11 protein-coding genes are annotated in these 11,065 nt (G+C 62.8%); all 11 read left to right on the forward strand.

The window, feature by feature from the left end; all coding sequences use genetic code 11:
* Positions 1-197: 197 nt before the first annotated feature.
* The gene (gene ftsH / locus SB659_RS15785) at positions 198-2,267 is read left to right on the forward strand and encodes an ATP-dependent zinc metalloprotease FtsH (protein WP_284979811.1); all 2,070 of its coding nucleotides are present in this window, start codon (positions 198-200) and stop codon (positions 2,265-2,267) included.
* 9 nt (positions 2,268-2,276) lie between these two features.
* Complete coding sequence (folE, locus tag SB659_RS15790; protein ID WP_284979809.1) at positions 2,277-2,909, forward strand: GTP cyclohydrolase I FolE; 633 nt, start codon at positions 2,277-2,279, stop codon at positions 2,907-2,909.
* A gap of 4 nt (positions 2,910-2,913) precedes the next feature.
* Positions 2,914-3,819 (forward strand): dihydropteroate synthase, encoded by a 906-nt coding sequence (folP, locus tag SB659_RS15795; RefSeq protein WP_284979808.1) that lies wholly within the window; start codon positions 2,914-2,916, stop codon positions 3,817-3,819.
* Between the two features lie 13 nt (positions 3,820-3,832).
* Positions 3,833-4,195 carry a dihydroneopterin aldolase gene (gene folB, locus SB659_RS15800; protein ID WP_410551015.1) on the forward strand — a complete coding sequence of 121 codons (363 nt, stop codon included), beginning with the start codon at positions 3,833-3,835 and terminating at the stop codon, positions 4,193-4,195.
* The gene (gene folK / locus SB659_RS15805; RefSeq protein WP_284979804.1) at positions 4,192-4,731 is read left to right on the forward strand and encodes a 2-amino-4-hydroxy-6-hydroxymethyldihydropteridine diphosphokinase; all 540 of its coding nucleotides are present in this window, start codon (positions 4,192-4,194) and stop codon (positions 4,729-4,731) included. The genes folB and folK overlap by 4 nt, the downstream gene beginning before the upstream one ends.
* A gap of 2 nt (positions 4,732-4,733) precedes the next feature.
* Positions 4,734-5,255 (forward strand): DUF3180 domain-containing protein, encoded by a 522-nt coding sequence (locus SB659_RS15810; protein WP_284979803.1) that lies wholly within the window; start codon positions 4,734-4,736, stop codon positions 5,253-5,255.
* Positions 5,236-5,748, forward strand: a complete 513-nt coding sequence (locus tag SB659_RS15815; RefSeq protein ID WP_410551016.1) for a PH domain-containing protein — start codon at positions 5,236-5,238, stop codon at positions 5,746-5,748. The genes SB659_RS15810 and SB659_RS15815 overlap by 20 nt, the downstream gene beginning before the upstream one ends.
* Complete coding sequence (locus tag SB659_RS15820; protein WP_284979801.1) at positions 5,745-7,247, forward strand: PH domain-containing protein; 1,503 nt, start codon at positions 5,745-5,747, stop codon at positions 7,245-7,247. Before SB659_RS15815 ends, SB659_RS15820 begins: the two co-directional genes overlap by 4 nt.
* Entirely contained in the window at positions 7,240-8,148 is a 909-nt protein-coding gene (locus tag SB659_RS15825) for a Rossmann-like and DUF2520 domain-containing protein (RefSeq protein WP_410551017.1), read from the forward strand. Before SB659_RS15820 ends, SB659_RS15825 begins: the two co-directional genes overlap by 8 nt.
* Before the next feature lie 3 nt (positions 8,149-8,151).
* A complete protein-coding gene (gene panC / locus SB659_RS15830; protein WP_410551018.1) occupies positions 8,152-9,054 on the forward strand; it encodes a pantoate--beta-alanine ligase in 903 nt (300 codons plus the stop codon).
* 101 nt (positions 9,055-9,155) lie between these two features.
* Positions 9,156-10,670 (forward strand): MDR family MFS transporter, encoded by a 1,515-nt coding sequence (locus tag SB659_RS15835; RefSeq protein ID WP_284979798.1) that lies wholly within the window; start codon positions 9,156-9,158, stop codon positions 10,668-10,670.
* The last annotated feature ends 395 nt before the right edge of the window (positions 10,671-11,065 follow it).

Genomic DNA, 11,065 nt, shown 5'->3' on the forward strand with positions numbered 1-11,065 from the left:
GCGGGACGATGTAGGTGCGGCTTTGCTGTTCCGGCGGTGGCCCCGTAGTTGCCGGTGTACGCCCAGAGGGAACTTTTGCACTATCCGGTGCGTGAGTCACTGGGAACGGTGTATAGCTTGAAACAAGCAGCACCACTCGTGCGCAGAAGTTGCGCCTAGCAGCACTACCAGGAGGGACGGGGCATGCCCCCGATCAGATGAAAGCTAAGAGTTTCTTCAAGGGCCCGGGCATCTGGATCGTCGTCGTCGTTGGCTTGCTCCTGGTGGCATTCGCGACGCTCGCGCCGGGCGGATCCACCCGGATCGATACCAAGGACGGCCTGGACCTCCTCGCCCAAAACGGCAAGGTGGAGCAGGCAAAGATTTACGACGCCGAGAACCGCGTTGATCTGGTCCTCAAGGACAACTTGAACCTGGACGGTCAGGACAAGGGTAAGAACGTCCAGTTCTTCTACGTCACCGACCGTGGTACGGATGTGGTCAAGGCTGTAACCAACGCCAACCCGTCCAAGGGTTTCACTGACCAGCCCGTGGAGAACAACTGGTTCTCCGGGTTGTTCTCGCTGCTTATCCCGGTGCTGCTGCTTGGAGTTCTGTTCTGGTTCCTGCTGTCCCGTATGCAGGGCGGTGGTTCCAAGGTGATGCAGTTCGGCAAGTCCAAGGCCAAGATGGTCAACAAGGACATGCCGCAGGTGACGTTCGCTGACGTTGCCGGTGCTGAAGAGGCCGTGGAGGAGCTCCAGGAAATCAAGGAATTCCTCGCTGAGCCGGCGAAGTTCCAGGCCGTCGGCGCCAAGATCCCCAAAGGCGTGCTGTTGTACGGGCCGCCAGGTACCGGTAAAACGCTGCTGGCCCGCGCTGTTGCCGGCGAGGCCGGCGTTCCCTTCTTCTCCATCTCCGGCTCGGACTTCGTGGAAATGTTCGTCGGTGTTGGTGCTTCCCGCGTCCGCGACCTCTTCGAACAGGCCAAGGCCAATTCCCCGGCCATCATCTTCGTGGATGAGATCGACGCCGTCGGCCGTCACCGTGGTGCCGGTATCGGCGGTGGCAATGACGAGCGTGAGCAGACGCTGAACCAGCTCCTGGTGGAGATGGACGGGTTCGACGTCAAGACCAATGTCATCCTCATCGCGGCCACAAACCGTCCGGATGTCCTTGACCCGGCCTTGCTGCGCCCTGGCCGTTTCGACCGCCAGATCACGGTGGAAGCGCCCGACATGATCGGCCGCGAGCAGATCCTCAACGTGCACGCTAAGGGCAAGCCGATGGCTCCCGGCATCGACCTGCGCGCTGTTGCCAAGAAGACCCCCGGCTACACCGGTGCGGACCTGGCCAACGTCCTCAACGAGGCTGCGCTTCTGACGGCCCGTTCCAACGCCAACCTGATTGACGACCGCGCATTGGATGAGGCAATCGACCGCGTTATGGCCGGCCCGCAAAAGCGCAGCCGCGTCATGAAGGAACTTGAGCGCAAAATTACCGCGTACCACGAAGGTGGCCACGCATTGGTTGCTGCGGCACTGCGTAATTCCGCTCCGGTTACAAAGATCACCATCCTGCCGCGTGGGCGTGCCCTTGGCTACACCATGGTGATTCCTGAGGACGACAAGTACTCGGTGACCCGCAACGAACTTCTCGACCAGATGGCGTACGCCATGGGCGGGCGCGTAGCGGAGGAAATCGTGTTCCACGATCCTTCCACGGGTGCCTCGAATGACATTGAAAAGGCCACCTCCACCGCCCGGAAGATGGTCACACAGTACGGTATGAGCGAGCGCGTCGGTGCCGTGAAACTCGGCCAGGGCGGGGGCGAGCCGTTCCTCGGCCGCGATGCCGCCCAGGAGCGGAATTTCTCGGACCAGATCGCCTACGTGGTGGATGAGGAAGTGCGGCGCCTGATCGATCAGGCCCACGATGAGGCTTACGCCATCCTGACGGAAAACCGCGATGTCCTTGACCGCCTCGCTCTTGAACTGCTGGAACGCGAAACACTCAACCAGGCCGAGATCGCGGAGATTTTCCACGACATCCGGAAGCGCGATTTCCGCGAGATCTGGTTGTCCAAGGAGTCGCGTCCCGTTCAGTCCATTCCCCCTGTGGAGAGCCGTGCCGAGCGCGCTGCCCGCGAAGCCCAGGAGGAAGCCAAGAAGGCCCGCTTGGACGAGCCGTTGGATGTTGTTGCTCCGCACGCGCAGGGCGTCAGCAGCCAGGACTCCTTCGAGGCACCGCAGCCCGACGCCGGCAACGACTCCCCGCTTCACGGCTAAGCTTCTGCTGTGACTCATTTCGACGACGACGACCTCGCCGCCGCCCACGGTTCCGCCGTGGGCTCCCATTCGGGGTACAAGGTGGACCGCCCGCGCATTGAAGCGGCTGTCCGCGAAATTTTGCTGGCCATAGGTGAGGACCCTGATCGCGGCGGCCTCCAGGACACGCCAAAGCGGGTCGCCAAAGCGTACGCCGAGGTTTTCGCAGGGCTGCATCAGCACCCTGCGGATGTCCTTTCCACCACGTTCGACCTCGACCACGAAGAGCTTGTCCTCGTGAAGGACATCCCCTTCTATTCCACGTGCGAGCACCACTTGGTGCCGTTCCACGGAGTGGCACATGTCGGTTATATTCCGTCACATGACGGCAAAGTGACCGGACTGAGCAAGCTTGCACGGCTGGTGGATATTTATGCCCGCCGCCCGCAGGTGCAGGAACGGCTCACCACGCAGATCGTCGAGGCGCTGGTAAAGCACCTCAATCCGCGGGGAGCCATTGTCGTCGTCGAATGCGAACACATGTGCATGTCCATGCGCGGGATCCGCAAGCCTGGCGCCAAGACCGTCACCAGCGCGGTGCGCGGTCAACTCCATGACCCGGCCACCCGCGCCGAGGCCATGAGCCTCATACTCGGAAGGTAAGCAAATGGATTCCCTCGCTGCAGCACCCGGAACCGGCCCGGCCACAAACCCCCTGCCGATTCTTCGCAAGCCGCGCCCGGCGGCCAGGTTCCAGGACCTGCCGAAGGACCGCACGCTCGTCATGGGAATCCTGAACGTCACCCCCGATTCATTCAGTGATGGCGGCAGCCACAGGACCCCGGACTCAGCCATCGCGCTGGGTTTGCGGATGTTCTACGCGGGAGCCGACATCATCGACGTCGGAGGTGAGTCCACCCGATCCGGCGCTGAGCCGGTTTCGCCCGAGGAAGAGCAGCGGCGCGTCCTGCCCGTCATTGCTGCCCTGGTGAAGGCCGGTGCCTTGGTTTCCATTGACACCATGCACACAGCCACTGCGGCTGCTGCCGTTGAGGCCGGTGCGGCAATCATCAATGACGTGTCCGGCCTGACCATGGAACCGGATATGCCGGAACTTGTGGCACGCACCAAGGTCCCTTACATCCTGACCCATCGTCGTGGCGATGCCGTGACCATGGATGGCTTGGCCGAGTACGGAAACGTGGCTGACGACGTCGTGGCGGAACTGCGTGGTGTCCGGGACAAGCTGTACGCCGCTGGCGTCGCTCCCGAACAGATCATCGTTGATCCCGGCCTGGGCTTCGCCAAGAACGAGGACCACAACTGGGAAATCCTCGCCAACCTTGACCGGTTCTTCACGCTGGGCCACCCGGTTGTTGTGGCAGCATCCCGCAAGCGCTTCCTAGGCTCACTCCTCACAGTCGCCGGCAAGTCCGCGGCGCCCCTTGAGCGCGATGCAGCGACGGCCGCAATCACGGCATTGAGCGCCGCCAAGGGCGTGTGGGCCGTCCGGGTTCACGACGTCGGCCCAAGCCTTGACGCCGTCAAAGTCGCCGCTCGCGTAGCCCGCTGATTGGGAGGCTGCTGTGGACAGGATCACCCTGACCGGGGTCACCGCCGTGGGACACCATGGAGTGTTTGATTTCGAGCGACGCGACGGACAGCCGTTCGTCGTCGACGCCGTACTGTCCATGGACTTCGCCAAGGCTGCTGAAACCGACGATCTTCAGTACACGGCGCATTACGGCGAAGTCGCTGAGTTGATCACCAAGCACATTGAGGGCGAACCCCTGAACCTCATCGAGGGGTTGGCTGTGCGGATCGCTGACGGGATTCTGGCTAACTACCCGATGGTGGCGGCCGTGGACGTGACGGTCCACAAACCCAAGGCTCCTATCGAAGTGCCATTTGGTGATGTCACAGTCAGTGTCCATCGGGGGCGCTCATGACCTCTCCCTACACCAAAGCCATCCTGGCCCTCGGCAGCAACCTGGGGGAACGCAACGACACTTTGTCCACGGCCGTCGCCGATCTTGTGGACCCGCCAGAGGTCCGTCTCCTGGGAGTTTCCCCGGTGGTGCAGACGAAGCCCGTGGGCGGTCCCGAGGGACAGCCGGACTTCCTGAACATGGTCATGGCCATTGAAACCTTGTTAACGCCGCATGAGTTGCTGAAGCACTGCCACGCAGTTGAACAGAAGCATCACCGGACCCGTGAGGTTCGCTGGGGACCCAGGACCCTGGACGTTGACATCATCGTTTTTGGTGACGTGGTGAGCGAGGACCCTGTGCTCACGCTGCCGCATCCACGCGCCGCTGTGCGGGCTTTCGTCCTGTACCCGTGGTCCCTGTTGGAACCCCATGCGGAATTGAACGGCCGCAGCGTTGCCGAACTGGCCGCCGTCGCCGATGACATGCCGGATATCCGCCGCTTCGATGGCTTCGGTGACATCGCCGGCATCCCAGCAGCGGGGGCGGTGGAGTAACGATGAAAGCTATGCGCCCTGTGGTGTTGGTGGTCATGGTCGTCATCGCCGCCGTCATTGGTTGGTTGGCCAGCACCAGCACCGTCCGTTTCAGCATGCCCACTCCCGTGCTCCCAGTCTCCGCCTTGGTCACCATGGGTGTGATCGCCGGGCTCACGCTGGTCATGGGCATCCGCGTCCTGCGTTGGCGGAACGGGAAGAAGAAGCACATGCTGAACCCGATCCTTGCTGCGCGTACGTTGATTTTGGCCCAAGCCTGTGCTTACGCGGGCACCCTGCTGTTTGGTTGGCATGCCGGCATTTCCCTGGACCTCTTGGGAGTGGGGAGCCTGCGCAGCGACCAGGGCATTCTTGCCAACGCCCTCCTGACGGGCGGTGGCGGTGTGGTGATGATCATTGTTGGCGTGGTGGTTGAACGTTTCTGCCGCATCCCTCCGGAGGACTTTGAGGGCGGTACGCCGGGGCCGGACACCCGAAGGGGCGAAGCCAAGGGTGAAGGCGAGTATGCGTACCGCGGCGATTGACCCGCCCGGCGTCCAGTGGCTGAAGGTCTCACCTAAGTACGTCACAGTGCGCTTGGTTGAATGGGCCATCGGCACCCTGTTGCTGGTTGCCGTCCTGGCCCTCCCCTTGGTCTTTGTGCAGTTTGCCGGGTGGCAGTGGCCGCCGTTGTGGCTTGCCATCGCCGTACCCGGGTTGGTGCTCATCGTGGCCTTGTGGCGGTTGGTGCTGATTCCGCGGCAAGTCCGAGCCATCGGCTATGCCGAGCGTGACGATGACCTCCTCATCCGTCGCGGCATCTTCTTCCAGCGCACCTTGGTGGTCCCGTATGGCCGGATGCAATACGTGGACGTTGCCGTAGGCCCGGTTGAACGCGCCTTGGGGCTTTGCACTGTGAAACTCCATACCGCTGCTGCCGGTACCCACGCGCATCTACCTGGGCTCCCGACGGCGGAGGGCGCCCGGCTGCGCGAGCAGTTATCGGCCCGTGGAGAAGCCAGGCTGGCCGGACTGTGAGTTTGAAGGGTAGCCAGGCTGCGGGTTCGGCAGTGCACACGGTCGACGCCGGTTGGCACCGCGTCCATCCCGCGTCGCCGTTCGTTCGTGGTTGGGTGGGGCTGGTCGCCGTCGTATATTTCTTTGGCCGCGACGCTTTCGAGCGGATGCTGCAGGGCCGGAGTCTCGTGGACCCGCATTTCAACGCCCGGGTGCCGTGGCTCCTGGCCGGTGGCGGCGCGGTGCTGCTACTCGCAGTCGGCGGGTTCCTCCTGAGTTGGTATTTTTACCGCTATCAGGTGGCCGAGGGGTACGTTCGGGTCAATACCGGCTTCCTCTTCAAACAACAGCGGCAGGCCCGCCTGGACCGGGTCCAGGCGATAGATATCGTGCAGCCGCTCTTGCCGCGCATCCTGGGTCTCGCCGAACTCAAGTTCGATGTTGCCGACGCCGGACGGTCGGCGGTGCGCCTTTCCTACCTACCCCTGGAGCAGGCCAAGCAACTGCGCGCAACCATTCTTGCCCGCGCGGCCGGAGTTGCGGGTGTGGATGGCGTCGCTCCCGTGGCACCTGAACAGCTTGTGGTGTCAGTACCGCCGTCGCGCCTTTTGGGTTCCCTGCTGCTCAGTGAGCACACTGTGGCTATCGTCCTCGGGGCGGCAGCGTCCGTGGCATTGTCCGTGTACACGGATAATGACGCGATCCTGCTGGCCGTGATCCCGGCTTTCTTGGGCATCGGCGCTGCGTATTGGGGTTCGTTCAATAAGGGATACAACTTCAGTGCAGCGATCTCCCCGGACGGCATCCGCTTCCGGTACGGGTTGTTGGATACCCGGGTCCAGACGTTGCCACCCGGAAGGATCCAAGCCGTCAAGGTGACGCAGCCGCCCATCTGGAGGATCTTCGGATGGTATCGGATCCATGTCAACGTAGCCGGTTACGGGGGAGGCGAACGGCACGAGCATGCGGCCCGCACCACGCTGTTGCCTGTGGGGAGGAAGGCTGAGGTCATGCGCATGCTGTCGCTCGTGTTGCCCGACCCCGGGGTTGATCAGCCCGAACGGGTGTTTTCCGCGGGCCTTGAGGGGTTGGCTCCGCGCGGCCAGACAGGACCTCTGGACGGCTTTGTCACCACTCCTCGGCGAGCCTGGTTGTTGGCTCCGTTGGGTTGGCGACGCAACGGGTTCCTGTCCACCAGGACCGCGTTACTGCTCAGGTCCGGCCGTTGGTGGCATGCCCTCGTCATCGTCCCGCACCAGCGGACCCAATCCATGACCCTGCAGCAAGGACCCTTGGCCCGCTTGTTTGGCGTCGCCGATCTTGTCCTGCACACCACTGCGGGCCCTGTTTCGCCGCGACTATTCCAGGCCGGCGTCGAGCAGGCCGTGGAACTCTTCGACCAGCAGGCTGCCAGCGCGCGTGAGGCCCGGCAGCACGAATCCAGGGAGCAGTTGCCGGCGCAACCCCCAATAAGCATCCAGCAGAAATCAATCCAAGAGGAGGCACACCACCATGGCTAGGCCTGGTCGACTCGGAGTAGGCATCATTGGCGCGGGCAAGGTAGGTGCCGTCCTCGGTGCTGCCCTGCGCGCGGCCGAACACGCCGTCGTCGGAGTTTCCGCAGTATCCGAGGCCAGCCGGGAGCGTGCCGAAACCCTCCTGCCAGGTGTTCCCATCCTGGAGATCCAGGAAATCGTGGAACGTTCGGAACTGGTGTTGTTGGCTGTCCCCGATGATTCCTTAGGCGAGCTGGTCAGCGGGTTGGCCGCTCTGGGCGCTTGGCAACCGGGGCGGCTGGTGGCGCACACGTCGGGGCGCTTCGGCGTGGGAATCCTCAATCCCGTGCGCGGGGCCGGTGCGATTCCGTTGGCGCTGCACCCCGCAATGACGTTCACGGGGATGAGCCTTGACCTGACCCGGCTGATGGACTGCACGTTCGGCGTCACGGCCGATGCAGCTATGTTGCCGATCGCCCAAGCCCTGGTTGTGGAAATGGGAGCGGAACCGGTAGCGATCGCGGAGGCCGACCGAACCCTTTACCATGCAGCCTTGGCGCACAGCTCAAACCACATGGTCACCCTGGTTGCGCAAGCATCGCAGCTGCTGCGGGAGATCGGCGTCGACGCCCCTGAGTCCATGTTGGGTCCACTGCTGCGCGCCACGCTGGAGAACGCCCTCGCCTCGGGCGAAGCGGCCTTGACGGGACCCGTCGCGCGCGGCGATGTGGGTACCGTTTCAGCGCACGCCCAGGCGCTGAGGGAGTACGACGGCGGTGCCGGCGGCGATATCTTGGCCGCTTACCAAGCCATGGCGCGCGCGACTGCCCGCAGGGCTGGAAACCGTGGGCTCCTGCGCCCGGAACAACTCACCGAGATAGGCGAGGCGTTGGAGGCCGAACCCGACGCCCCGAAAGGAAACTGAACGATGCCCATCAAACTCGTCACTACTGCCGCTGAATTGCGTTCCGAGAGTGCGCGGCTACTGGGAGCCAAGCGGGGCAGCTCACAAGGGTTGATTCCCACCATGGGCGCCCTGCATTCAGGTCACGCCGCCCTTGCCCGTACGGCCGTGGCCCAGAACGACGTCGTGGTGGCCACCATCTTTGTGAACCCCTTGCAGTTCGGGGATGCCGTCGACCTTGACCGGTATCCGCGGACCCTCGAGGCAGATATGGCTTTGCTGGACGCCGAAGGCGTGGATCTGGTCTTTGCGCCGTCCGTTGATGAGATGTACCCAGGTGGCCAGCCGTTGGTCCGGGTCACCTCCGGCTCCCTCGGCGAGAAATGGGAAGGCGCCTCCCGGCCCGGCCACTTTGACGGTGCACTGACCGTCGTCGCCAAGCTGCTGCATCTCGGGCTTCCAGGCGGTGCGGCTTTTGACGGTTCGACGCCGGCCTACCGCGCCTACTTCGGCCAGAAGGACGCCCAGCAATTGGCCCTCGTGAAACGCATGGTTGCCGACCTCAATTTCCCTGTCGAGGTTGTCCCTGTCCCGACTGTCCGCAGTGAAGACGGCCTGGCCCTTTCCAGTCGCAACCGTTTCCTGTCCGACGTCGAGCGTGACGCCGCACTGGTGTTGTCGCGGGCTTTGCGCCTGCTCGAAGCGCGGGCAAATGCACACGAACCGCTCGACGTCGAGTCCGCCGTCGAGCTTGTCCGCTCCCAGCCGCTGGTGGAACTGGACTATTTCGACGTCGTCGATCCCCTGACGCTGGAACCTCTCGCCGAGAACTGCCGGGAGACGCCGTTCCGCGGCGAAGGGCTCGCCATCATTGCCGCCAAGGTGGGTCCTGTGCGCCTGATAGACAACGCACCACTGGATTCCTAACGTTTGGGTTTCCTACTGACGGGAATGTAGCTGACGTTTAGACTGTTCCTGTCTTTACCGGCAACGATCGCCGGACACCCACATCAACTTCAGGGACCCTCATGTCTACCGACGTCACTTCCGACGCCAACGGCGATGCCGTTTCCGGCGCTGCCAGTTCAACAACGGCAGCCGTTCCATCCAGGCCCGAGACTTCCGCTGACGCAGCGCGGCAGGCTCCCGCGTCAGGAACGACGTCGGACAAGATGTCACGTGAGTCCGTGACGGTCATTGTCACGTTGTTGGTGGCCACGTTCGTGGTGATCCTGAACGAGACCATCATGAACGTCGCGCTCCAGCGGCTGATGACCGATCTGCAAGTGACTCCGTCTACGGTGCAGTGGTTGGCAACCGGCTTCATGTTGACCATGGCCGTGGTCATTCCCACCACGGGTTTCATCCTGCAGCGAATGACCACCCGCGGTGCTTTCATGCTTGCGATGGGCCTCTTCAGCGGTGGAACGCTGCTGGCTGCCCTGGCTCCGGGCTTCCTGGTGCTGCTCCTTGCCCGAATCGTCCAAGCCGGTGGCACCGCCATTATGCTGCCGTTGTTGATGACCACCATCCTGACCTTGGTTCCTATGTCCAAGCGGGGTGCAGTCATGGGTAACGTGAGTATCGCTATCTCTGTGGCTCCCGCCATGGGGCCCACAGTCTCCGGCATCATCCTGGACCACTTTTCTTGGCGTTTCATGTTCGTCTTCGTGTTGCCGGTAGCGTTGGCCGCTTTCGCCATTGGTGCCAAGTACCTCACCAACGTGGGGGAGCGCGGCAAGACCACCTTGGACGTTACCTCTGTGATACTCACCGTTCCGGCCTTTGGTGGGCTGGTCTACGGCCTGAGCCAGATTGGTGGCGCCAACGCCGGAACCGTTCCGGTTGTAGCCTTGGTAGTCGGGGTCCTTTGTTTGGCGTTGTTTGTTTTCCGGCAGCTGCGGCTCCAGAAGTCGGACGCGCCGCTGTTGGATCTTCGCGCCTTTAAGTTCCGCATGTTCACAGTGTCAACGCTGCTGATGGTGGTTGCCATGATGGCCCTCTTCGGAGGCGTCATCCTGCTGCCCCTCTACCTGCAAAACACCCTGCACTTGCAGCCGATGGAGACCGGATTGGCGCTGTTGCCGGGCGGCCTGGCCATGGGGTTGCTGGGCCCGGTCATCGGACGGATTTTCGACAAGGTGGGTCCGTTGCCCCTGACCGTGTCCGGATCCGTGTTGATGGCGCTGACGCTGTGGCAGTTCTCCCGGCTGAATGAGTCGAGCGCCCTTGCTTGGGTCATCGTGCTGCACGTTGCGCTGAGCTTCGGCTTGGCTCTGCTCTTCACCCCAGCCTTCACCACCGGGCTCAACCCCCTCCCGCCGCACCTGTACTCACATGGTTCGGCGATCATCAGCACCGCCCAGCAGGTTTCGGGTGCAGCGGGAACCGCGCTCCTGGTGTCCATCTACGCTGCGGTGTCCGCAAGCTCCGGTTTGGTGGCCGGCATGCAAGCAGCCTTCCTGGCTGCAACCATCGTTGCCCTTGCAGCCGTGGTGCTTGGGGCCATGATGCGCAAGACCGAAGGAACCGGCGGTCACTGACGCTCCCTGGTGCTTGCCCTCCCACCTGCGGTGGAGCTTTCGGCATGTGATGGGCTTCACTGGAAAACGTCACGGGGTATTTGGCCGCTTTGAACCTCGTATTTGGCCTGTTTGGCGCGTACTTACGGGGGTTTCCAAGGTGTTCACGTGGATTTGGTTTGGCGGTGGGGCGCGTGTAAAGTAATTCGAGTCGCCGCCGCTGATGCGGAAATATGGCGGCCAAACTCCCTTCAAATTATCAATTTAGTTAGCGCCTTTTGTGTGCTTCTGATTGGTAGGGGAGGCCCGGGATCTGGTTTGCTTCGTGCGGCAGATTCGGGTAAGTTTGAAAAGTTGCTCCGGAGCGATCCTGGACCCTGTGGGGTGTGGGTGGTGCCGGTTAGTGTCTGTTGTTT

Origin of the sequence: Arthrobacter sp. SIMBA_036, from assembly GCF_046535135.1 — a bacterium.
GTDB lineage: Bacteria > Actinomycetota > Actinomycetes > Actinomycetales > Micrococcaceae > Arthrobacter.

Excerpts from the sequence above, each read along its gene's own strand:
- ftsH (WP_284979811.1), top strand. The coding sequence starts at position 198 with ATGAAAGCTAAGAGTTTCTTCAAGGGCCCGGGCATCTGGATCGTCGTC.
- folP (WP_284979808.1), top strand. The coding sequence starts at position 2,914 with ATGGATTCCCTCGCTGCAGCACCCGGAACCGGCCCGGCCACAAACCCC.
- folK (WP_284979804.1), top strand. The coding sequence starts at position 4,192 with ATGACCTCTCCCTACACCAAAGCCATCCTGGCCCTCGGCAGCAACCTG.
- SB659_RS15810 (WP_284979803.1), top strand. The coding sequence starts at position 4,734 with ATGAAAGCTATGCGCCCTGTGGTGTTGGTGGTCATGGTCGTCATCGCC.
- SB659_RS15815 (WP_410551016.1), top strand. The coding sequence starts at position 5,236 with ATGCGTACCGCGGCGATTGACCCGCCCGGCGTCCAGTGGCTGAAGGTC.
- SB659_RS15825 (WP_410551017.1), top strand. The coding sequence starts at position 7,240 with ATGGCTAGGCCTGGTCGACTCGGAGTAGGCATCATTGGCGCGGGCAAG.
- panC (WP_410551018.1), top strand. The coding sequence starts at position 8,152 with ATGCCCATCAAACTCGTCACTACTGCCGCTGAATTGCGTTCCGAGAGT.
- SB659_RS15835 (WP_284979798.1), top strand. The coding sequence starts at position 9,156 with ATGTCTACCGACGTCACTTCCGACGCCAACGGCGATGCCGTTTCCGGC.